Genomic DNA, 24,381 nt, shown 5'->3' on the forward strand with positions numbered 1-24,381 from the left:
GGTAAGTTATGAAGAAAGAGTCAAAAGCAAGTATTCTTTTAGGCGCAGCGTTCTTGATGGCGACATCAGCTATCGGACCAGGGTTTTTAACACAAACTACACACTTCACGTCCATTCTTGCGGCAAGTTTTGGTTTTGTCATTTTAACATCAATTATTATTGATATCGGCGCGCAGATGAACGTATGGCGAATTATCGCTGTATCAGAAAAAAGAGCACAAGATATCGCGAACGCTGTACTTCCGGGCTTAGGTATATTCTTAGCTGTATTGATTGTTATTGGAGGACTTGCGTTTAACATCGGAAATATAGCCGGTGCTGGTCTTGGTTTAAACGTATTGTTCGGCGTCTCGCCTACAATGGGTGCTGTTCTCAGTGGTATCGTTGCCATCTTAGTATTTGTTGTCCGTGAAGCTGGAAAAGCGATGGACCGTTTCACACAAGTTGCCGGTTTCATCATGATCGCATTGACTGTATATGTGATGTTCACAGCGCAACCTCCTGTTGGAGAAGCGGTTGTAAAAACATTCGTACCTGACACGATTGATATTTTAGCGATCGTTACGCTAGTCGGTGGAACAGTTGGTGGATATATCACGTTTGCTGGTGCACACAGATTGCTTGATGCAGGTATTAAAGGCCAAGAAAACTTAGGTGAAGTAACAAAAGGTTCGATCTCAGCAATCGGGATCGCATCGATCATGCGTATTTTCTTATTCTTAGCGGCACTTGGAATCGTGTCTCAAGGACTCGCACTTGATCCAAAGAACCCGCCCGCTTCTGTTTTCCAGTTAGCTGCCGGAAACATCGGTTACAAAATGTTCGGTGTCGTTATGTGGGCCGCTGCCATCACATCTGTTGTTGGTGCAGCGTACACGTCGGTTTCGTTTATCCGTACATTGAATGCAACACTCGAAAAGTATCATAAGTGGATCATCATTGGATTTATCGCTGTTTCAACCATTGTCTTCGCACTCGTTGGAAAACCCGTTGCGATTTTAATTCTAGTTGGTGCGTTAAACGGACTCATTTTACCGATTTCACTTGGTGTGATGCTGATTGCAGCGTACAAACCTAAGATCGTTGGAGACTATAAACATCCGATGTGGATGACGGTCTTTGGCGTTGTAATCGTTCTGATCATGGCCGCGATGAGTGTATACACGATGTACACAGAAGTTCCAAAACTTTTCGCATAAATATTTTATAAAAAGGGGAGCTTGTTATGAACGCACTAGACCGTTTAACTCCAGTTGAAGCTCGTGAACTGATTCGCCGTGGTGAGTGGAGAAAGCCGACAAGCGGACTCGCAAACGGCTTTACACAAGGAAATCTTGTGGTTTTGCCGAAAGATCTGGCGTTTGAGTTCCTTCTGTTCTGTCAGCGAAATCCGAAACCTTGTCCGGTGCTAGATGTAACTGAGCCCGGATCCGCCGTTCCTGCACTTGTTGCACCTGATGCCGATCTACGTGTGGACATACCGAAGTATAACGTCTATCGACACGGCGAGCTCGTTGAAGAGTGTACCGATATTACTTCGTTATGGAATGAAGACATGGTCGGCTTCCTGCTCGGATGCAGCTTTACGTTCGAGCATGCGTTGATGAACAATGGGATTCCTGTTCGTCATATCGAACGCGGCTGCAACGTTCCGATGTTTAAAACAAACATCGAATGCATGAAAGCTGGGCGCTTTGAAGGTCCGATGGTCGTGAGTATGCGGCCCGTTCCTGAAAAAGATGTCGTTCGAGCTGTTCAGGTAACAAGCCGCTTCCCTTCTGTTCATGGAGCTCCGGTTCATATTGGGAATCCAGAAGCGATCGGTGTGCATGATTTATATCAGCCAGATTTCGGTGATCCTGTTCAGATTCATGACGGTGAAGTTCCTGTGTTTTGGGCTTGTGGGGTAACGCCTCAAGCTGTCGCGATGCATGTGAAACCTGAGATCATGATCACACATGCTCCCGGCCACATGTTAATTACCGATGTTCGTGATGAAAAGTATGGTGTTTTGTAGTTGAAATCGTAAAACGAGGAGAGAATCTACTTCGGTAGGTTCTTTTTTTGAGTTTTGAATGTGTTTTGTTGTCGTTTGAAAGGGTCAGAAATGATGCCGTGTGCGTAAAACATATTAGAATGTGTGTAAGTCATGTCGAAATGAGTGAGTTGTGTGTCGAAGTGTGCGTAAAGATAGGAAAATTGTGCGTAAAACTTTAAAATGTGTGCGAACGTGTAACAAATATAAAAACGCGTACCGTAAACAACGGTGGAAATTGTCTGGGGTCTGACCCGGGGTCAGACCCCAGACAATTTAAAAAAGACTGACCCTCATGCAAGAATCAGCCCTCAAAACATTACATACATCTATTCACTTTCCGCTGGGTGCACTACAGTATTCAGCAATCCACCTAGGATAATGATCATCGCAGACAGGTAGAACCATAACATCAATACGACGAGACCTGCCACTTGACCGTACAGCGCGGAATAGTTGCTTCCACTCACATATGTGGCAAAGCCCATCGAAACGAGCTGCCAGCCGATCGTCGCAAAGAATGCACCTGGAAGTACTTTACGAAACCCAAGCTTGATGCTCGGCGCAAATGTGTACAACACGATAAAAAACAGCAGCAGAAATACGGTCCCGATTCCCCACTGCACGATGATCCATAGCTTTTGAAAAGCAAGATTTGAAAAGATACCTTCCAAATAAACGCGCAGAATTTTTTCAAACAACGGAACAAAAACAGAAAAAAGGACAGCGATCATGAATCCTACGGTTAACAGCAAACTTTCTAGGATCTGTTTTAGCATGTTCTCTTCATTTCGTACTTGATACGCATCGTTCATAATACGTTTCATGCTCTGAAAGCCCATCGATGATAGCCACAATGTGACGATCAAACTGAACGACAATAGATTGCCTTCTTGCCTCATAACAGTATACGATAATGTTTTTTCGATTAATGCATATGTGCTCTCTGGCGCATATGGCTGGACTAGCTCTAATATATTTTCTTCTCTCAGTGGTAAATATGTCAGCAATGAATAGATGGCGAGCAAAAATGGAAAGACCGACATTAAAAAATAATAAGCCATCTGTGCCGATAAATCGTACACCCTCAGTTTGAAAAATCGGTCACCTAGTTGGTTTAAAACTTGAACGATATTCATGGTGCAACACCTCTTTAGATAAGCCAGTCCATAAGTACAGTAATATAATATATACGCTAAAAGTAGTCAAATCAGATCACTTTTTTGCAAAAAAATTTCTATGTGGAATTTTTCGAGTGTTGGCTTGTTTAAAAGTGTTTCATTAAATTACTAAAACGAACCGAAAAATCATCTATGGGTCTTTACGAGACTTCTATGGGTCACCATAGTCTTTCTATGAGTCGTCATTAACATCCTATGGGTCTTAATGGCGTTTCTATGAGTCAAACCAATATTGTATGGGTCCTCGTTCACACTCTATGGGTCATCCGCATGATTCTATGAGTCATCAATTCTGCCCCCCTCAAGTTCCATCAATCACACAAAAAAGATGCCCCTCACAAACATGAGAGACATCATTTAATCTTTATTTCACCGCTCGACCTGCGGCTTCAACGAGATCAACTGTTTGATCCACTGTATTTCGGCGAAAATCCTTGAACTCCTCCGTGATATATACGGATTTGTTCTCTGGATAAAATTCTTGTGCTGCAATATGCAGGTGTCCCCCTGGAATGTCTGTTGCACCAACACCTAAGCGAACACGATTCGAGCGGTACATGCTTTCGTTAGACAGATAGCTTCCGCCTCCACCCTCTCTCGCTTTTGAGCCAGGTGTTGGTCCATCCTCATTACAAACCGCTGGATCTTCAAAAGTTGGCGGCAGCCATTCACATACTTTATCATTTCGGAAAACAGGCCACGGTCCCGTTTTAGCCGCAATCATATCCTCATATGGAAGTGTGGTTTCAATAAACTCCGGAAGCGGCTTTGGCATCGGCCAATGAGATACAGGTGGCGTGACTTCTGCTCTTTCTTCGAGCTTGTTATCAGCTCCCGTATGATAGCGTCCGGCATATCCTTCGATCGCCATCTTACGCGGTCCACCTTGACTGATGGTCATGATTAAGTCCACTTGCTTCAAGCCTTGCTTTAAAAATGGACCAAACGTATTCTCAACGATTCCCTCTTCAAAGTCATCCCATCGAACAGGGAAATTCGCCGCTTGTATGACGGCTAATCCATCACCCGTCCACACCCATCGTCCGTCGAGCTGCAGACCACTTGCACCCGAAGGATTGGTTCGTCTGAATTCTTGTTCCAGGCGATAAGGATCGAATCCGCTCACAAGAATCCGCTTCACTTTCTTACTTTTTGGATAGTCTATCGTCGTAATGCCCCTTGATGTATATTCTAATGATTTCATTAACTTCTCGCGTTGTTCTTTCGTCACGTTAAAAGCAGGATCCCATTGTCTGAGAGCACTCGTCATATGTAATCTTGCCCAGTAAAGCGGTCGATCATCATAGGAATCGAGCTCGCCTAAATCTGGTCTTTTTCCTTGAGCGCGATCAACAGCTGTTTTCCATAGTTCCGTCCCATGCTTATGTATCACTTTTTCGGCTTTTTCTGGACTTCTTGCTGAACATAGGTCTTTTTTAAAATGATTCACGTATGAAGTGAATTCACTTTCTTCCAATAGTTGTTGCGGAATTGGCCTGCCATCTTCAATTCTTTGTTCTTCTGCTGTTAACTCAACATTCGTGTCAAAACAGCTTGTCTTATTCTTCGCTTCTGCTGTTTCACCATTTTCAAAAATAACGACTCCAAGCAACAAAGCGCACGTCATTCCAATACTTCTAACAAATGATATCCTCACAAAAACCCTCCTTTTGTTCCTTATTGTAGAATAACGACGAAATCATTTGAATAGTATGAATTGTTTAATCCTGCATCTTTTCGTCGAAAACAGCCATCCTACTACCCAGGAATATATGAGTGTTTTTATCTTCGGTTCACATTCAGTACGATGATCAGCAAGATAAAAGCGATTCTGATAAAACGATCTTTGGCCACTATTTTCAGCAGTCCTACAGAAACGATCCCTAAAAGCGGCCGCTCTTCTAATAAAAGAATGGTAATCATATCAACGATCAACAGGACCTCATCCAGCGCTGCCAGCTGCTCTTCTTCCATACCACTCACCCGCTTTTTGATTAGTGTATGTGATGAGTGAAAAGATGCTTTTTCATGAAAGCAACTTTATATCAATTCTGTTTAAAATCCTGTAAGCTTTACACATCATGTCACGCTTAGATGGGAATGGACGACTATGGAAACCTCACAAAATGTTAAACAATCAACGATCGTTGCCTTGCTGCTCGCTGGTACGTTTATTGCGATTTTAAATCAAACACTCATGATCACTGCGATTCCTCCGATCATGAAAGAGATGAACATAACGGCGAACAGCGCTCAATGGCTGACGACCGTTTTTATGCTTGTGAACGGAATTATGATTCCCGTTAGTGCGTTTCTGCTCGAACGGTTCACAACACGTCAGCTATTTATTTCCGCGATGAGTGTGTTCGCTGTTGGAACACTCGTTGCAGGACTTGCACCCAATTTTGAGACGCTTTTGCTCGGCAGGGTCATCCAATCGAGTGGAGCAGGTGTGATGCTCCCTCTTATGCAGACCGTGTTTCTGATGATTTTCCCTGTGAATAAACGCGGATCGGCGATGGGACTGGTCGGGCTCGTGATCTCATTTGCACCTGCCATCGGACCTGCTCTTTCAGGATGGATAACATCACACTATTCATGGCGCATACTCTTCTTCATCATCTTGCCCATCGCCATCATTGATATTATCGTGGCCTTTTTTGCGTTAAAAAATGTTACGGAAACATCAAAAACAAAGGTAGATGTAACTTCAATCATTCTGTCATCGTTCGGTTTTGGAGGATTGCTGTACGGTTTTACGTGTGCAGGTAATCTAGGATGGACCGCGCCAAGCACACTGATGTGGCTCGCGATTGGTGTCGTGGCTCTTGTTTTGTTCATCACACGACAACTGCGTTTAGCACACCCGATGCTCGAGTTTAGAGTGTTCGCGAATTCCATCTTTCCGCTTACAATCATAATTGGAATGATCACGTTCTTAGGACTGATTGGCGCGGAGACAATCATACCGCTATTCATGCAAAACATGAGAGATTTTACCGCGTTTGAAGCAGGTCTTGCACTCTTACCAGGTGCGCTCATCACAGGGCTGTTGTCTCCGATCACGGGAAGACTCTTTGATAAGTTCGGTGCACGCTGGCTTGCGATCATCGGATTAACGATCATAACAGGATCATCCTTTGCGTTTGCCACTTTAAGTCCGACCACATCGTTCACCTATTTAACTGTGATGTATGGTGTTAGGATGTTTGGGCTTGCGATGGTCATGATGCCTGTTGCTACCGCCGGGCTCAACCGTCTTCCGAAGCGTTTGATTCCACACGGTGCAGCGATGGATAATACGATGAAAATGATAGCAGCATCAGTTGGTACAGCCATTTTAGTAACGGTCATGACAACTACCGCTGAAAACGCGGCAGCGCGTCCTGAAATCTCACATCCAGATATGTATGGCGCGAACATGGCCTTTATCGTTGTGTCCGTATTATCATTGGTGAGTCTTGTGATCTCATTTTTTATAAAAGAAAAACAACCAGAAACAGAAGGCAGCTGATCTCAGCTGTCTTTTTGTAACTTTGGTCGATTGTAGCTCGATATTTCGTGACAACCATATCTTCTTAAGTAATACTAGAGATAAAGCTTTCTTTTTTTAACATTTCAATACATATATCTTTTAAATGAGGAGGTTACCATCTTGAATCAGATCCAGCACACTTTAGCCAAAGCGCTCATTGAAGAGGCACCTACACTGGCTGAGCACATACTCACACTACGGTTTAAGAAATACCCGATAAAAGATAAACAGCTATCTGATCGTCAATCATCCACTGAATATATTATGAAGTTAGTCCAACTCTTAGGCAGCTCAATCTTGCTGTCACCAAGTGAAAGAGAAGAAGGTTTAACAATATGGTCGATCCAAACCGCTCGCTATGCTCTTGAATACGGTCAGTCGTTGGATGTTGCGATGCAATCAACGATTTTTATTCGCAGTGAGATTCTTCATGTGATCGAGCGTATAGCGGAACAAGAACAAACTAGCATAAAAGAAGTGATATATATCATTCAAGAAATGAACCAGATGCTCGATCTATGCTTTCAGGTGTTTACCGAAACCTATATGGAGAGTATTTTAGAAGCCATTTAAAGATGACGACACTTGATCATAGAAGATCCGGTGTCTTTTTTTGTGTGTATTTTTTTAGGCTCACCCCACGCACCCCGGAAAGCGAGCATCTGAAACGGAAATCAACAACGAATAAAGGCATAAAAAGCGTTACTCAAAAAAGTTTTAGCAATCCTTTTCTTCCAATAGAAGGGATGTTTGTCGAAATGTCGAAGGTTTCAACAGATGCATTCGGAAACTGTTCGAGGAGGCTATCCCCATGGAAAGTTGTAGGAATCTAGGAACGAAAATAAAAGAAAACAGCAAACAACTTGTAGACAAACTCACGCCGATCGAGAACTTAGAAGCTGATTTCTTAATCTACAAAAATAAAGTGTCACACTGGATGGAGATCCTTTTTCAATATTTAGGTGATGGGTTATCAGAAAATGGGCAAACGGCTGAAAGAAAAATCACAAAATGGGCTGACTCATTCGGCCAGCGCTCGTCTGAGTTGGAGATTCCGCTCGATCACGCTCTTCATTTTATCTTTGAATCTCGTGTTATTCTTTCACAGCTTGTAGAGGAAGAATTTAAAACATACAGTACGAAGACTGATCGTGCTATAACTGCATCCAATCGCCTAAATCTTTTAATCGATACAGCCGCTCGTAACATCATCACACACTATACTAAGTTTATGGATCACACAAAAAAAGCACTTCAACACACAAATCGAAATCTGGATATCTCCATCCTTGAATTAAATAACATTCGAACCGCTCTTTTTGAAGGAACAATCTTCTCCGTTACAGACAAAAACGATCGCATCACACAAGTGAACGATCATTTTTGCCAATTAACGCAATATACCCAGAAAGAGCTGATCGGGCAAGACCACGGTAAAATTTTATATTCAGGCGTTCATACAGAAAGCTTCGTTAATCAAATAAAACAGGAGATAAAAGCTGGTCGTGTGTGGAACGGCGAAATCTGCAATAAAGCAAAAGACGGCTCACTTTATTGGGTAGATACGACGATTGTTCCGTTTCTAGATCCAGAAGGCGTGGCGTATCAGCACATCTCGATCCAATACGATGTGACGGAGAAAAAGAAAACAGAGGAGATCCTGCTAAAATCTGAGAAGGTTTCGCTTATCGGCGATTTAGCCGCAGGAATCGCTCATGAGATTCGCAATCCCCTAACATCGATCGCTGGCCTCGTTCAGCTCATTAACGAGTCCGATTACGAAAAGAACACATTTTTTAAAGATATCATTCTAACCGAGATCAATCGTATCAATTTTATCGTGAGTGAACTGATGGTCCTCGCCAAACCCCACGCTGTCTATTTCAGCTGGTTCAATATCGTTGAAAGCACCCAGAACGTCATCGATCTCATGCAGCCTGAAGCGAACTTGCGCAACGTCATTATTTCATTTGAAAAAGAGAAAGACATGCCGCTCGTGTACGGTGAGAAGAATCAGCTAACACAAGTGATCATCAACATGATCAAAAACGCGATGGAAGCATTGCCTGACGGGGGTGTGATCTCGCTCTCGGCCGCCCCAGTTGACGGACACGTCGTTCTTTCGGTAAAAGATAACGGAGTCGGCATGACAGACGAGCAACAAAAAAGAATCGGCGAGCCGTTCTACACGACGAAATGTAACGGAACAGGACTCGGACTCATGGTTTGCTTTAAAATCATTCAAAACCATGGAGGTACGATTCTGGTAGACAGCAAACTGAACGAAGGCACCTCCTTTCAGATCACTTTACCCGTACATTCGGCATCAACTGTTGATTCTGTACATAAATAATGAGTTGCTATATAAGAATCTACTTGTTGTAGGTTCTTTTTTTGTTGGATTTACTGTTTTTCGAGTGTGAACGCAGCTGGGTGTGCGTAAAACTAGCTGCGGTGTGCGAAAGTCGTGTCGAAAAGAGTGAAGCGAGTGTCGATTAGAGCGCAAATGATTCTGATATGTGCGTAAATAGGGAAAAAGTGTGCGAACGTGTAACAGATTATAAAAAGACGTACCGTAAAACCTCCCATTCTTATAATTAAAAAGCCTCATCACGAAATCAACATGATGAGACTCTTTTTAAACATCTGTTTAAAAAATCATATTCGCCACTAAAAGTGACACTAATCCTACAAACCAACAGATCGTCGTCGGTACAGACCAGACCATAATCTGTTCTTTTACCTCTTTTATGCCGAGCATCCGGTTAACTACCCAGAACAAGCTGTCGTTAAAGTACGAGAAAATCATCGAACCCATCGCTGCAGCTTGAGCCGCGAGTGCCATGTTCACATCTAGCTGAGAAAGGATCGGTGCTGAAATAGATGCTGCAGTTATCATCGCTACTGTTCCACTTCCTTGAACAAGGCGAACAATCGTCGCGACAAAGAACGGAATTAAAATCGCGGGTAGTGGAAGATCTGCAATTTTTTCAGCGATAAAATTCCCCGCTCCACTCTCACGAAGGACATTTCCAAGCGCCCCACCTGCACCTGTAACTAACAGGATGATACCTGCTGTCTGAATTCCTTCTTCCATTCGGTCAAGTGATTCAGAGCGACTCAAGTTACCAGCTAAAGCGTAGATTGCTACAATGAGTCCGATACTTACGGCGATAATCGGTTTACCTAAGAAAATTAGAATTCCGTAAAATCCAGATGTAAGTTCGAGTGCGGTTAACGTCGTGTTTAAAAAGATTAATAGAATCGGTAGGACGATCGGTAGTAGTGAGCGACCTAAAGAAGGCAGATCATCCTCTCGCGCACTTGCTAGCTCGATAAACTCTTGATAAGCTGCTTGTTTAGTAGGACGTGTAAATCCTAGCTCGGAATCATCTGGTACTTGATAGATTCGTTTACCAATCCATTTTGCATAAAGAACGCCTGCGATCATAATCGGAATGGCAAAAAGAAGACCAAGACCAATCATAAGTCCGATATCCACTCCAAAGATTCCCGCCACACCTAACGGACCAGGTGTTGGTGGTACTAAAGAGTGCGTGATCACGAGACCCACGGCTAAAGCTACACCTAATGAAACGACCGATTTCCCCGTTTTCTTAGATAAAGCTTTTACGAGTGGATTTAAAATAACAAACGCTGAGTCAACAAAGATCGGAATGGAAACCACATAACCCGCGATCGCCATCGCCCACTCTTCCTTTTTCCGGCCGACTGCTTTAATTAGTGAATACGCTAACGTTTCAGCCGCTCCTGACACTTCGAGAATCCGTCCAATCATCACACCGAGTCCGATAACAATCCCAATAGAGGCAAGCGTACTACCGAATCCTGCCGAGATGGTATCCGCGACTTTACCTGGTTCCATACCGCCGACAAGACCGGCAATTGAAGCTGCGATGATAAGAGCTAGAAAAGCGTGAATCTTTGTTTTTAAAACGAGAAAAATTAATGCAATAACCCCAAGAACTAAACCAGCTACCATTTGTGCTCCTGAAACTTCCATTTCATTAACCCCCTTTAATGTAAGCGCTTTTATTTTATTGGAATAATAGTGAAGGGCACGAGACCCTTCACTTTCATCTGACTATTTTAAAGACTGTTCGCTGTAAATTTCGGTGCATATTGAGCTGCTAGTTTGATACATTCTTCCATACTCGTGCTCTCTGCAATGTTTTTCCCTGCAATATCAAACGCCGTTCCGTGGTCTACAGAAGTTCTTAAGAACGGAAGGCCGTTCGTGATAGAAATTGTTCGGTGGAAATCTGTCATCTTAGCTGCGATATGTCCTTGATCATGGTAGAGCGACAACACCGCATCATATTTTCCGTTTAAGGCTTGGAAGAATACAGAATCTGCTGGAACCGGACCTACTGCATTAATTCCATCTGCTACAGCTAGCTCAATACCCGGTTTGATCTGCTCGACTTCTTCCCAGCCAAACAGTCCGCCTTCTCCGCTATGCGGGTTCAAACCAGCAACTGCCCAGCGTCTGTTTTCAACACCTAGGCGAGCGAGCGCTCGATCACATCGTACTAAATAATCATGCACACGTTCTTTCGTCATAGCTGCAATCGCATCTTTTAAAGAAAGATGACGTGTTAAGAAAAAGATTCTCATCCCTCTAACTTCGAACATCGTTAGAGGATCATCTGAACCTGCAAGTGCTTCAAGCATCTCCGTATGTCCGATATAAGGAACATTCGCGGCTTTTAACGATTCTTTGTTGATCGGCGTTGTTGCCAGCGCTTTAACCTCTCCTGCTGTCGCAAGCTCTACAGCTTTTTTGATATATTCAAATGCTCCCTGTCCGCCTTGAGCAGAAACTTCACCGTACTGAAGTTTCTTCATATCAATGTTGTTTAAGTTGATCACATCAACTGTTCCTAGTTCGTATTTCCCTTCTGCTGGTGATGTTACTTCATTAATTCTAAGATCTGCACCTACAATCTCGATAGCTTTTTCTAGTACTGCAGTATCTCCAATCACAAGTGGTTTACACACGTCGTATATCTCTTTTTTCGCAAGAGACTTCATCGTAATCTCAGGTCCGATACCAGCTGGATCTCCCATTGGAATTGCGATGATTGCTTTTTCTGTCGTTGTCGTTTTCGTTGTCGTAGTCATGTTTCTTCCTCCTTCAGTTGTTTAAAAAATTTATTGAACTTGCTTTGTAGACGTTTGGTTTGCTAAAAGGTGTTTAACAATCGTGTGAATCGCTTTTTTGTCACCGACCATGCCGCCTTTTGTTGCGAGCGGTATACCATCAAAGTAACCTCCAATGAATTCACCGTATGCGACGAGAGGAAGCACCTCATTTTTTAACTTAATTCCTTCTGCTCTACCAACGGAACAGAGTGATGCCGTAACATCTCCTCCACTAGAAAAGCAACCACCAATCTCATAATTCGTTGACTGAATCACAATACGCGTGATCTTTCCTAATCCATCTGCAATTCTTTTTGCGAGTTGATCCTGACTCACACCTTGCTCTTCAGCCAATCGTTTTAATTCTAATCGTTTTGCTTCTGGCGAATTGGTCGTGATGATCAGGATGTCTTGGTGATGGATAGCTTCCAGGGCTGCTGTCACACCCCTTTGAACTTCTGACTCCCAACTATCCGACAGACTTGCTAATTTTTCAGCATCAACATAGACCGGTTTCGCATCCGTTTTATCGATCAAGTATGTTAGCTGCTCTCCACTTAAAGAGGTTACACTTCCAACTGTGACGAGTATCTTTTTACTTTTTGTGTGTAAAGACGTGTAAGCCTTTGCATAATAAGCTGTTAATGGTCCCGGGTCTACCGGTACAAGTTGATAATCCTCAATTAGTGTCATCGCATGTGCGATATCTTCAATCTCTTCATCTGTTACCGCATCCATCACAAGGATACGATTTCCCTCGTCTATTTTTCGCTTTAACTCCTGCAGAATTCTTTTCTTTCCTTGTAAAACGGTTTCGAGTCCGATGTGTGATACGAGATGCTCACTCTGTTTACCTATAATAGAAGGAACGTACGATTCAGTAAGAGGCATGACCGGATCTTTGGCAACATCTGTCGCCTGAACAGGCACACCATCGACCAGTAAGTAACCGCCAGATGTGATACGGCTTGAATCTGGAAACGATGCAACCACTACCGCAATTGATCGTTCACCAAGTTCATTCAAAACCATGTCAATCTCTGTTCCGATGTTTCCTCTTACCGTACTGTCGATTCGTTTGCAGATAACATCTGCGCCCCAACGCTGAAGGTTGCTCAATGACTTTTTGATTCGCATCTCAGACACATCTTTTCGTGCATACCTGCTATCTGTATCGATACAAACTGCGTTGTAACTGCCTGATGCTGGCTCCTGATCGTAATACACCATCGTTGCCGCTTCAAAACCTTGCTTGATCAGTTTTACACCTGTCGCATTGGCACCTGTTAGATCGTCTGCGATAACGCCGACTTTCATCCCTTTCCACCACCTTTAACGGTTACGACTTCTAAATATTCATTCAGCATTTTTTCGGTATCTTCTGAAATGTGCTGATCTGTAATCAATCCGTGTATCTGGTTTAAGTCACAAACCTTTGTTAATGATTTTTGATCAAATTTACTAGAGTCAGCCACGAGCCATGTTTTTTCTGATGCCGCAATCATCAGCTTTTTAATCGAAGCCTTTTCGAAAGTGGGTGCTGTAACACCTGCTCGGCTGTGGATCGCATGAGCTCCTAAGAAAAAAAGATCCACATGAATTGCTCTTAACATCTGTTCTGTTAGTGGGCCGAACAATGTTCCTATCGTATTTTGCAGTTCGCCGCCAGTAACGATTACTTTTACATCCGTATCGAGAAGCTCAGCTGCGATCTTAATATCATTCGTAACTACTGTGATCGTCGTTTTCTCTTTTAACAATTTTGCAATTTCTAATGTTGTCGTTCCCGAATCTAAAAGAATAGTCGAGTCATCCTGTATGAATTGCACGGCTCTCTCGGCGATCGCTTTTTTACGGTCGTTGAACTTCCCTTCTTTTGTTCGAAACGAAGATTCCACGACTAACGGCTTGTTAAGTATCGCTCCGCCATGCGTTCTAATGATCTGGTCGGTTTCTTCGAGATAAGCAAGATCCCGGCGGATTGTCATCGCCGAAACATTTAATTCGTTTACTAAATCCTCAATCTCAATTTTTCCGTTCGTATTTAATTGTTGAAGAATATGATCTCTACGCTCTTTAGGCATTATTTTCATCACCTTTGTTATTTTCAAACATTATATATGTATTATAATGTTACAAACGAACAATAATGTCAATAATTTTGTTCGAAATTAACATTAGGGTAAACAACTTTTTGGGCAAATGGATAATAGCTGAGGCGATATGTGTCGAAAATCGTTTAAATTTTTTTATCCGTGAAATTATTCTTGTTATCCCTGAAATTATTCTAGTTATCCTTGAAATTAAAAGGTTTATCCGTGAATATAATTTGGATTACCGTGGATATATTTCAAGGAGTCTATCTGGTGTGTACAAACCGCAACAATGTCCTTATCCTGAACACAGTCTACTTCGCAACACACCCCCTCTTCTGCTATAACTAGCATAATCACTCCTAATAACTGTTATACCACCACAATCCCACTCTAATTAATCTAAAAAATAGTCCCTTTCTGCATTTACTTGTATACTAGAGTTATAGAAATGAATGATATTAGAAAAGCACACAATAAATGGTACATATAAGGGGAAGAAGTTTGAATGTCCATTCTGATCGTTGATGACAATACAGTAAATTTATTTGTAATAGAAAAAATATTGAAGAATGCAGGATACGAAGACTGTACCTCACTCTCATCTGCTCAACAGCTTTTCGATCACCTCGAAGAAAACGATAAAGAGCTGAACAAAAAGTCGATCGACCTGATCCTCCTTGATATCATGATGCCGGAGATCGATGGGATCGAAGCTTGTCAGCGCATCCAAAAAGATGAGCGCTTCAAAGACATTCCGATCATCTTCATCACAGCGCTTGAAGACTCTACGAAGTTAGCAGAAGCGCTGGACTGCGGCGGGATGGATTATGTGACGAAGCCTATTAATAAAGTAGAACTGCTTGCTAGAATTCGAGTCGCACTGCGATTGAAATATGAGAAAGATTGGCATGCGGAACAAGAACAAAAGATTCAGAACGAGCTCGATCTTGCGATGCAAGTTCAAAAAGGCTTGTTGAATCCTCCGATTAAAGAAGACAATATTACAATTAACGTATCTCATTTGCCTTCCTTTAAGCTCGCGGGTGATATGTATTATTGGCATAAGTTTGATGACAATCGATATGGCATCATCTTGCTCGATATGATGGGGCACGGAATCTCTTCTTCTCTTGTCTGCATGTTCATCTCTTCTGTTATGCGGGATAGCATTAAAGAACTTAAAGATCCAGAGCTTGTGATCAAAGAGTTGAACCGTTACATGGCACTTCTTCACAATCCGAAGAACGATTACAACTACTATTTCACAGGCATCTACCTTTTGATCGATACCGAGAAAAAGACGGTTGAGTACGTGAATGCGGGGCATCCAGAAGGCTATGTGCTCGTTGATAACTCCCTTCAATCCATTGAAAGAAGCTGTTATGCGGTTGGTTTCTTCGAACAGATCGAAGTGAAGAAGTCTGTTATCCATTATGAAGACAACATTCAGATGTTACTTTTCACGGATGGTGTGTTAGAAGCTGACGATGACGAAGAAACGATGCTAGAGAAGCTGAAGTATGTGGCTTCTGAAAAATGGAGCAACATCCGCTCGCCGATTCATCTTGTCATTCCAGAAGAACAACAAAAAGGTCAGAGCGATGACATGTGTATCATGATGATTCAAGCCCAATAAAAAAAGCAGGAATGAAGAAGCAACCATACTCCTTCATCCTGCTTTTATTTTTTTTGATAAATTTTCACCTGTTCCGCAAAGTCTGTATATTTATCTGCACAGTCCGCAAATTGGATGGATTCTTTATCTCCAAGCCCAAGAAAACCATTCGCGCTAAGACTATCGTAAAACAGCTCATGCACTTGATTTTGCAGAGCAGCCGTAAAGTAGATCAAGACATTTCGGCAAAGAATAATATGAAATTCATTAAACGAATGGTCCGTTACAAGATTATGCTGAAGAAAGCTGACTTGTTTTAATAATGAAGGCTTTAAATAAGCAAAGTGGCCGTCTGTTGTATAGTACTCAGAAAAGGCTTGAGTCCCTCCAGCTGACATATAGTTCTTCGTATACGTCCTCATCTTGCTCAGCGGCAGAATGCCAGAACGAGCTTTGTTCAGCACTGGCTCGTTCATGTCTGTCGCATAAAATTTCGTCTTATGACTTAAGCCTTCTTCTTCCATTAAGATAGCCATTGAATACACTTCTTCCCCCGTTGCGCATCCTGCGTGCCAAATGCGGATCTCAGGTAAATCTCTTAACTCGGGAATCACCTTTGTACGAAAGGCACGAAAGAACTCGGGGTTACGAAACATCTCCGTTACGTTGATCGAAAAATCATTGAGCAGCGTCGTCATAAAAGCTGGTTCGTGCAGCACTTTTTCCAAAACACCTGTAATCGTCGGAATCTGTTCGAGCTGCATGCGGTTGTGCACACGTCTATGAATGGAGGACCGCATATACTGGCGAAAATCAAACCCAGATACGCGGTACAACCCTTCTAACAACAGATCCATCTCAAGCGTCTCCGTTAAGCTATTTTCCTGGTTGTCATCGTTGTTCCATAAAAAATCCTTCATCAGTGGTCGATCCTCACTTTGTCATCCAAACATGCATCACAGAAAAGAGCTGTTCAAGCTTCAACGGTTTGCTGATATAATCAGAAGCCCCTGCTTCCAGACACTTTTCACGGTCGTTCTTCATCGCTTTTGCCGTTAACGCAATGATTGGCAGATCCTTGTGCTCACCGTTTCCGCGAATGCGCTGCATCGTTTCATAGCCATCCATCTCAGGCATCATGATATCCATCAAAATCAGGTCAATCTTCTTGTTCGCATCAAGAACGTCCAGACATTCCATGCCGTTATTGGCAATTAGAATGTTCATTCCTTTTTGTTCTAGAGCTGTTTTTAACGCAAAAATATTTCGGTTATCGTCATCTGTGATCAATACCGTTTTACCGTAGAATACGTTCTCTTCATCAACAGAGATCGGCGTTTGTTCTGCCTCAGGCTCTGCCGGTACGATTTTAGCTGTTATCGGTTGTTCTGCTACAAGAACAGGGTTGCTGGACTGTTCGAGTGCGGTTGCCACTTCAGCTGATGCTCCTAGGAACGTATGTGCAGAAACACTTTCATCTGAAATACTTGGAATCAGCAGTTTAAACGTACTTCCTTTTCCTTCTTCACTTTGCAGCTGTAATCGTCCACCTAAAAGCTTCGCAAACTCACTGCTGATCGATAATCCAAGACCTGTGCCGCCATACTTACGAATCGTTGCACCATCACCTTGCTGGAAAGCCTGGAAAATGAGTGCATGCTTTTCTTTTGGAATACCAATTCCCGTATCCTTAATTGCTACTTCTAACCAATAATCTACACCTTTGTAGACCACATCCGTTTGAACTTTTTTCACGCTAACCGATACAGATCCTTTTTCTGTAAACTTAAACGCGTTAGACAGCAGGTTTTTGATAATCTGCTGAAAGCGTTTCTCGTCTGTTTGTAAAAGAGTCGGAACATCAGGAGCTATATTGATCGTAAAGTTCAGGTTTTTTTGATCTGCAATATGAGTAAAGTTTCTTTCTAGGTTAGACGGAAACTCACTGAGGTTCACTTCACTAAGCATGATCTCCAGTTTACCTGCTTCTACCTTCGAAAGATCTAGAATATCGTTGATCAGATTCAGAAGATCTTGTCCTGAAGAATGGATCACTCGAGCGAACTCTAACTCTTCGTCCGAAAGTGACTGATTTCCATTTTCAGCAAGCATCTCGGAAAGAATCAAGATACTGTTAAGCGGCGTTCTCAGTTCATGAGACATGTTCGCTAAAAACTCTGATTTGTACTTAGACCCCGTTTCAAGTTGCTTTGCTTTCTCTTCCAGGTCTTTTTTCGCGATCTCAAGTGCCCTCGATTTTTCTTCAGCATCTTGTGAGCGAGATTCTAGTTGCTCGTTGATCATCTGCAGTTCTTCCGATTGCATCTGCAATTCTTCAGACTGCGTTTGAAGCTCTTCAGATTGTGCCTGCAGTTCTTCTGTCATCGCTTGTGATTCTGATAAAAGTCTTGCAATCTCCATTCGGTCGATCACTCGATTGATCGTGAGTCCGAATGTTTCAAGCACTTTTTCAATAAATGCAATGTGCTGTTTACTGTATGTCGTTAGGCTCGCAAGCTCAATCACAGCCACGATTTCGTCCTCATGCACGATCGGCGCGATCAGGATGCTGTTCGGTTTTGTTTCTCCAAGACCAGAGGAAATAAGCGTATAGTTTCCATCGATCTTTTCGACCACTTGAACTCGTTTTTCCAATGCACATTGTCCGATGAGGCCCTGACCTAGCGTGAAGCTAGCTCGTCCTACATCTGCAGCAGTGTCGGCGAATGCTCCTTTTTTAACAAAGCGAATGTTCTTATCTTTTCCTTCTTTAATATAAAAAGCGCCGTACGATGATTCCGTGATCTGGGCTGTCGCAGAAAGAAAGATCTCAGCAAGTGTTTCAAGCGATGAAACGCCTTGATTCTTGCTCACAACATCCGTTACACTTCGTTGCAGCCAGTCGCGTTCTTCGAAAGAGTTCAACAGTTCGTTCGTCGCTTCTCCTAAGTCTTTTATCTCATCATTCGATTTCACATGAATGCGACTGCTCAAATTGCCGCCTGTTGTCATGGCGCGAATCGTCTCAACGACTGCTTTTATCGTCTTAATGATCGAACCGGAAATGATCCATGCAAGCGTAATGGATGCGATGACAACGAATGCGAGCAAACTAAAAAGACCGATCTCTAAGTATCGATTTTGATCGTTCAGATCATCTGCGCGTCGTTCAGTAAGTGCTTTTTCTTTCGCACGAAAAGATTCGAACTGCTGAAGCACTTGCCCTGTCTTTTCTTTACCTGGATCTAGTCTGAAAAATTCCGTGATACCCGCCGTATCGTTCTGCTGCTTCATCTTAATAGGCGGATCTCCAGCAACTGTGATCCATTCTTTAATGTTTTCGTTAATCGTTGCCGCGTTTTTTTGCTGACTCGGATTATCAGAAAGAAGTTCGTTCAGTGCGTTAAAGTCCTTCGTCCATTTTGAACGAGCTTCATTATAAAGCTGAAGATAGCTCTCATCTCCAGTGATCAGATAACCCCTTTTGTTCGTCTCCATTGTTAGCAAATCTTTTTCAATCTGACTCGTTAGGTCCCTGACCGCGATGTCATGCTGGATGATAAAGTTTCTCTCACTCTTCATGTTATCCAGCTGATTGGTCACCGCAATAATAGCAGCAATTAAACAGACAATGATGACAATATAGCCAGCAATAATTTTCTGGCGAATCCCGAATCTAAAATTATTCATCCCCTATATTCCTGCCTTTTTACAAAAAATGTTTTTATGCCTAATTATACTGTTATTTGTCGGATAAAGGTAGCTTGAAGACGCGTGGAATGTGCTGGAAAAAGAAAAAACTAGATCTTTTGTACAGAGATCTAGTTTTAGGCGTTTAGTTTGAGTGTTGCAGCTTATTTTTATAATGAAGTGCGGAAAGTAGCTTTAGTCCACCTAAGGTACTTATTTGTTTATCGATAATTGCGAGAGCGCCGTTAACGTTGCCGTTGCGTCGGTGCTCTTCAGCTGTTAACCATGTCACATAATCGGGGTCTTTCAACTGATTTTTATATTCCTCGTATTCTGCTTGTCTATCTTCTTCCATCGCGACGATCGCAGAATAATATAGTGTGAGCTCACTCTTTTTCATGTTCTGTAAGAGTTGTTTCACCTCAACCCATCTTTCTTGCTGTGTGAAAAGCATGATTTCTGCAAATTTTCTCGCTTGAACTTGTTTAATTTTCGCAAGCCTCGCTTCAGCCTCACTTTCTTCTTCATATAGAAAGGCATATAAAAAGCGGTGGTACGGCTGCTTTGATTTTAATAAATATCTCTTTACTTTCTCAGCATCTTTTTGCCACATAAGTGGATAGAAAAGTGCGAGGAAAAAGCCAGCAACGAACAGGAATAGAAGTGTAACGAACATCCACGTTGGCGCTTCTAGTACCGCGAGAGTAAGGGAAATGAAGAAAAGTATGAGGTAGGCAATCCAAATCATAAGTTTGTTTCCTTTCTGTATAGAAGTTTGTAGGATTTATTATGTCATGGATGATGCGTTTACGGTACGTGTTTTTATATTTGTTACACGTTCGCACACTTTTTGGATGGATGCGCACATTTAATAAACGACTTCACTCTTTTCGACATAACTTACACACAAAGCGACACCTGTTACGCACATTTCTCACTACTCTACGCACACTAAATAAAAAAAGGTTCAAAATCTGCTACACAAGCACATCTTGAACCCCCAGTTATACCTAATTTTAAAGACTTTCTCCGATTTTCCGTACAGAGATCCCAGAATCCTCTAACGTTTGTCTGATTTTCTTCGCAAAACTTAGCGCATGAGCTCCGTCTCCATGTATGCAAACTGTATCTGCTTTAATATCGACATCCACATCTTGCTGCGTCATCACTTTTCCCTCTTTTGCCATACGGATCACTTGTGCGACAGCCGCATCATCATCCGTAATCACAGCATGAGGCAGTTTGCGTGAAGTAAGTGTGCGATCTTGCTGATACGTACGATCGGCAAAAACTTCAGATGCTGTGCGTAAGCCCACCTTTTCACCCGCTTTAACAAGTTCGCTCCCTGCAAGTCCAAACAAAATAAGCTCAGGATTCACCTTATAAACCGCTTCGGCGATCGCTTCAGACAGCTCACGGTTCACCGCTGCCATATTATAAAGGGCTCCATGCGGTTTCACGTGTTGAATTTTTCCACCTTCAGCCTGAACGAATCCCCACAACGAGCCGATCTGATAAACCACCATCTCATACGCTTCTTGAGCAGAGATGTCGATGTTTCGACGGCCGAATCCTGCTAGATCAGGCAATCCTGGATGAACACCGATTCCAACTTCATGCTCTAGCGCCAATTTTACTGTTCTTCTCATGGTCGCAGGATCTCCAGCATGAAAACCACACGCGATGTTAGCTGATGTTATGTATTTTAAAATCTCTTCGTCCGTCCCGAGTTTGTAAGCCCCAAAACTCTCGCCCATATCACAGTTAATATCAATAACACTCATGAAAAAGACCTCCCGATTTTTAAACATGCGTTTAATTTACCCCAACTGTACGATAAGTTTTATATAATGTAAAATGTTTAGGAAGACTAATGAAGGAGGTGAGAAATTTGGAAAAAATATTGAATGAAATTCTAGTAAAATTACTTAGCATCGATAATAAGGTTTCTGAACTAGATAATAAGGTGAGCAACTTGGATAATAAAGTGAGTAATCTGGATAACAAAGTGAGTAATCTGGATAATAAGGTGAGCAAGCTGGATAATAAAGTGAGTAACCTAGATAATAAAGTGACCCATCTGGATAATAAAGTGATCAATCTAGATAATAAGGTAACAACCTTAGAAACTGGCCAACAACAGATTGTAACTAGACTCGATACATTAGAAACAGATGTTAAAGAAGTCAAAGCCACTGCCAAGCGGATCGAAGTTAGCCAAAATGATGATGTGGTTGAATTATTAAAAGTGATGCAAAAACAGAAACATTAACCACATGTCGTGTAAATCACTTCACAAAAAGTCCTCGATTGTGCACTTCAAGACTACTTCAAAATTCTCAAATCCTATAAAAAGAGGAAAGCCCCTTGAGAACAAAATTAAGGGGCTAATTTATTTCCAATTGCATCAAACGCGCTATATTTTCTGCTGTTTTTTCCACATTTCGAGCTCCATGCAGCAATGCTTCCTCTAACGTCACCACACTGTTCATCACGCTAAACACAGCATCAATTCCGTGATCATACACCGCTTCGTATTCAGGACCGATGCTGCCAGCAATCGCAACAACCGGTACACCTTCCACAACGGATTTCGCTCGTTTCGCTACACCAACTGGCGCTTTACCATGAATGGTTTGAGAATCGATCCGACCTTCTCCAACAATCACGAGATTCGCATCACGAACGGCTTCTTCAAATCCAATCACATCAAGCACGAGATCGATTCCGCTTTGCAGCTTTCCATCTAAAAACGCTACAATCCCAGCACCAAGGCCGCCAGCGGCACCAGCGCCAGGCAACTCATCCACAGCAATACCTAGATTCCGCTCCACCACTTCCGCGTATCGTTTTAAGCTCTCATCTAAAATACCAACCATCTCTGGCGTCGCACCTTTTTGCGGTCCAAAAACAGCGGATGCTCCAAGCGGTCCTGTTAACGCATTGGTCACATCACACGCCACATCCACTTTCACCGACTGTATCCTAGCATCCAGCCCAGATACATCAATGGTCAACAGCTCACGAAGCGCTTCACCACCGGCCTTCAATTCCTCGCCATTCACATCCAAAAACTTTACACCGAGTGCAGACGCCAGGCCAGCTCCGCCATCGTTTGTTGCAGATCCACCAAGACCGAGTACGATCCGCTCTACACCGCGATCCAAAGCATCTAGAATCAGTTCACCTGTTCCGCGTGTTGTTGTCAAACTAGGATTTCGCATCTCTCTCGGAACAAGATGCAGACCGGAAGCGGCAGCCATCTCGATCACTGCCGTCTTACCGTCACCTGTCACGCCGTAAAACGCATCCACTTTTTCACCGAGCGGACCTGTTGCCACCACTTCGACTATCTCACCGCCTGTCGCATCAACAACAGAGGTAACGGTTCCTTCTCCACCATCACCAACGGGCACGTGCACATATTCTGCGTGAGGAAACGCCTTTTTGAAACCAGCTTCCACTGCTCTACAGACTTCAGCTGCTGTCATACTTTCTTTAAAAGAATCAGGAGCGATGACAATCTTCATTGGTGTCCACCTACCTTTAACGTTCGCTATTTATACTATTTCTTCATTCGGTAAACCAGTAAGATAAACCTTCATCTCTATAAAACTTGCGGTGCAAAAATAATGATTCAAATGCTACGAGTTCTATTGGTACAAACAAAAAGAGACTAGTCTATATTCCGACTAGTCTTCTTTACCTAACTTTACTTATTATACCTTTTTATACCCGTAAATTTATCCTTCCAATAAGTATCCCCTATATAAGAAACAACTACATTTTTTGATCGGTTCGCATGTAAAAACTGATTCTCACCAATATATATGCCATTATGAGAAATTCCTTTTTTGTATGTGTTGCTGAAAAAAACAACATCTCCAGGCTTTATTTGATCTATCGTAATTTCAGTTCCGACAGACCACTGTTCTTCTGCAGTTCGCGGTAATTTTACACTAGTCATTTGATCGTGGACAAACTTTACTAATCCTGAACAATCAAACCCAGCATTCGTTTCGCCTCCAAAGATATACAGTGTGCCCAAATATTTTTTGGCTTCTTCAATCGTTGGCACATTGGAATCTGCAATTTGGAATCGGCGCGCACCCGCAAATTTACCTCTCCAGTAGTCGCTCTTTTTCCAGTAGGAAATGACAACGCCATTTGAAACCGTAGACGAGATAAATTGATCGTTGCCGAGGTATAAGCCTACATGTGAGGTTTTATCCTTTTTATCATTATAAAAATATAATAAGTCACCTGCCTGTACCTCTTTTTCGACGACGGGTTTACCGAAATCCCACTGTTTCTCAATAGTTCTTGGAATGTTAAAATTCATTGAGTTCTCAAAAACGTACTGTACAAAACCAGAGCTATCGAAACCTTCTGTGTTATCCCCACCCCTTTTATAGGGAAGTCCTAGATAATGCAGAGACTCTTTGATAACTGGTGATTTATTGATATTCTTATCATTTAAGGGGATACGTCTTGCTTCCTTAATACTCTTCTGCCAATATGAATCTTTCAGGTTACTAACGATAACTCCTCTTTTAGTTTGTGCATTAATAAAAAGGTTAGAACCGATATAAATTCCGGCATGTGTAGCCACTTTTTTATTATTCTCTCTGCCAAAGAAAACTAAATCACCATGTCTTAAATCCTTTGTTTTAACCGTAGATCCTACTTTACTTTGTTCAGATATTGTTCTAGGTAATAAAATATTATGAGAGTCCTTAAAAACATATTGTAAGAATCCAGAACTATCAAATCCACTCTTGTCTTCTCCGCCCATCTTATAGGGTGTACCAAGCAATTTTAGCGAAGAGTTTATTACATTTTCTTTTTCCACAGCTTCCGCACTTAAATTAAGATCATTAGGATATAACGGAACGATAGCTAATAAGCAACATCCGATTATTGCCAATAAACGCTTTGCCTTAAACCTCATCTTTTTTCCTCTTTCCTATATGAGTGTTATAGCTTTTATCGACCGTTACATCTATTAAATGAAGCATTCTTTCTAAAAATGATTAAATAAAAAAGACGACTTTTTTCAAGGT

At 42.3% G+C, this 24,381-nt stretch carries 20 protein-coding genes; 7 read left to right on the plus strand and 13 right to left on the minus strand.

All coding sequences use genetic code 11. The features are described 5' to 3' along the window. Positions 1-8: 8 nt before the first annotated feature. Positions 9-1,199: an NRAMP family divalent metal transporter gene (locus P4V41_RS03385; RefSeq protein WP_328083415.1), complete on the plus strand. Its 1,191-nt coding sequence runs from the start codon at positions 9-11 to the stop codon at positions 1,197-1,199. A gap of 26 nt (positions 1,200-1,225) precedes the next feature. Next, positions 1,226-2,017, plus strand: coding sequence for a putative hydro-lyase (locus tag P4V41_RS03390; RefSeq protein WP_328083416.1), 792 nt, complete (start codon positions 1,226-1,228; stop codon positions 2,015-2,017). Between the two features lie 347 nt (positions 2,018-2,364). On the opposite strand, the gene P4V41_RS03395 is transcribed toward P4V41_RS03390, so the two are convergent. The 3 genes from P4V41_RS03395 to P4V41_RS03405 form a co-directional block, all read right to left on the minus strand. Continuing rightward, on the minus strand, positions 2,365-3,174 hold the full coding sequence (locus tag P4V41_RS03395) for a YihY/virulence factor BrkB family protein (protein ID WP_328083417.1): 810 nt from the start codon (positions 3,172-3,174) through the stop codon (positions 2,365-2,367). Positions 3,175-3,580: 406 nt separating this feature from the next. After that, on the minus strand, positions 3,581-4,873 hold the full coding sequence (locus P4V41_RS03400; RefSeq protein ID WP_328083418.1) for a hypothetical protein: 1,293 nt from the start codon (positions 4,871-4,873) through the stop codon (positions 3,581-3,583). Between the two features lie 125 nt (positions 4,874-4,998). Then, a complete protein-coding gene (locus tag P4V41_RS03405) occupies positions 4,999-5,190 on the minus strand; it encodes a hypothetical protein (protein ID WP_328083419.1) in 192 nt (63 codons plus the stop codon). A 136-nt stretch (positions 5,191-5,326) separates the two neighbouring features. Between P4V41_RS03405 and P4V41_RS03410 the strand changes: the two genes are divergently transcribed. From P4V41_RS03410 to P4V41_RS03420, 3 genes are all read left to right on the plus strand, one after another. Then, a complete protein-coding gene (locus P4V41_RS03410; RefSeq protein WP_328083420.1) occupies positions 5,327-6,730 on the plus strand; it encodes a DHA2 family efflux MFS transporter permease subunit in 1,404 nt (467 codons plus the stop codon). Between the two features lie 141 nt (positions 6,731-6,871). Next, positions 6,872-7,324, plus strand: a complete 453-nt coding sequence (locus tag P4V41_RS03415; protein WP_328083421.1) for a hypothetical protein — start codon at positions 6,872-6,874, stop codon at positions 7,322-7,324. Between the two features lie 238 nt (positions 7,325-7,562). Next, a complete protein-coding gene (locus P4V41_RS03420; RefSeq protein ID WP_328083422.1) occupies positions 7,563-9,104 on the plus strand; it encodes an ATP-binding protein in 1,542 nt (513 codons plus the stop codon). A gap of 297 nt (positions 9,105-9,401) precedes the next feature. Here P4V41_RS03420 and P4V41_RS03425 read toward each other — a convergent pair whose 3' ends face one another. The 4 genes from P4V41_RS03425 to P4V41_RS03440 all read right to left on the minus strand — a co-directional run bounded on the left by P4V41_RS03425 (position 9,402) and on the right by P4V41_RS03440 (position 14,001). Further along, a complete protein-coding gene (locus P4V41_RS03425) occupies positions 9,402-10,775 on the minus strand; it encodes a gluconate:H+ symporter (protein ID WP_328083423.1) in 1,374 nt (457 codons plus the stop codon). Between the two features lie 86 nt (positions 10,776-10,861). Next, complete coding sequence (pdxA, locus tag P4V41_RS03430) at positions 10,862-11,896, minus strand: 4-hydroxythreonine-4-phosphate dehydrogenase PdxA (protein ID WP_328083424.1); 1,035 nt, start codon at positions 11,894-11,896, stop codon at positions 10,862-10,864. 30 nt (positions 11,897-11,926) lie between these two features. Next, positions 11,927-13,234, minus strand: a complete 1,308-nt coding sequence (locus P4V41_RS03435; RefSeq protein WP_328083425.1) for a four-carbon acid sugar kinase family protein — start codon at positions 13,232-13,234, stop codon at positions 11,927-11,929. Beyond that, positions 13,231-14,001: a DeoR/GlpR family DNA-binding transcription regulator gene (locus P4V41_RS03440; protein ID WP_328083426.1), complete on the minus strand. Its 771-nt coding sequence runs from the start codon at positions 13,999-14,001 to the stop codon at positions 13,231-13,233. The genes P4V41_RS03435 and P4V41_RS03440 overlap by 4 nt, the downstream gene beginning before the upstream one ends. A gap of 517 nt (positions 14,002-14,518) precedes the next feature. Between P4V41_RS03440 and P4V41_RS03445 the strand changes: the two genes are divergently transcribed. Next, positions 14,519-15,649, plus strand: a complete 1,131-nt coding sequence (locus tag P4V41_RS03445) for a fused response regulator/phosphatase (RefSeq protein WP_328083427.1) — start codon at positions 14,519-14,521, stop codon at positions 15,647-15,649. A 44-nt stretch (positions 15,650-15,693) separates the two neighbouring features. Here the strand turns inward: P4V41_RS03445 and P4V41_RS03450 are convergent, their stop codons facing one another. The 4 genes from P4V41_RS03450 to P4V41_RS03465 all read right to left on the minus strand — a co-directional run bounded on the left by P4V41_RS03450 (position 15,694) and on the right by P4V41_RS03465 (position 21,102). Further along, entirely contained in the window at positions 15,694-16,548 is an 855-nt protein-coding gene (locus tag P4V41_RS03450) for a protein-glutamate O-methyltransferase CheR (protein ID WP_328083428.1), read from the minus strand. A 13-nt stretch (positions 16,549-16,561) separates the two neighbouring features. Further along, complete coding sequence (locus tag P4V41_RS03455) at positions 16,562-19,318, minus strand: response regulator (protein ID WP_328083429.1); 2,757 nt, start codon at positions 19,316-19,318, stop codon at positions 16,562-16,564. 145 nt (positions 19,319-19,463) lie between these two features. Beyond that, complete coding sequence (locus tag P4V41_RS03460) at positions 19,464-20,066, minus strand: hypothetical protein (RefSeq protein WP_328083430.1); 603 nt, start codon at positions 20,064-20,066, stop codon at positions 19,464-19,466. Between the two features lie 268 nt (positions 20,067-20,334). Continuing rightward, the gene (locus tag P4V41_RS03465; RefSeq protein ID WP_328083431.1) at positions 20,335-21,102 is read right to left on the minus strand and encodes a 5-oxoprolinase subunit PxpA; all 768 of its coding nucleotides are present in this window, start codon (positions 21,100-21,102) and stop codon (positions 20,335-20,337) included. 107 nt (positions 21,103-21,209) lie between these two features. On the opposite strand from P4V41_RS03465, the gene P4V41_RS03470 reads away from it, so the two are divergent. Next, positions 21,210-21,590, plus strand: a complete 381-nt coding sequence (locus P4V41_RS03470; RefSeq protein WP_328083432.1) for a hypothetical protein — start codon at positions 21,210-21,212, stop codon at positions 21,588-21,590. Between the two features lie 115 nt (positions 21,591-21,705). Here the strand turns inward: P4V41_RS03470 and P4V41_RS03475 are convergent, their stop codons facing one another. Continuing rightward, positions 21,706-22,848: a glycerate kinase gene (locus P4V41_RS03475; protein WP_328083433.1), complete on the minus strand. Its 1,143-nt coding sequence runs from the start codon at positions 22,846-22,848 to the stop codon at positions 21,706-21,708. A gap of 182 nt (positions 22,849-23,030) precedes the next feature. Then, entirely contained in the window at positions 23,031-24,269 is a 1,239-nt protein-coding gene (locus tag P4V41_RS03480; RefSeq protein WP_328083434.1) for an NlpC/P60 family protein, read from the minus strand. Positions 24,270-24,381: the final 112 nt, after the last annotated feature.

This window comes from Fictibacillus nanhaiensis, from assembly GCF_036213205.1.
GTDB classification, from domain to species: domain Bacteria; phylum Bacillota; class Bacilli; order Bacillales; family Fictibacillaceae; genus Fictibacillus; species Fictibacillus nanhaiensis_E.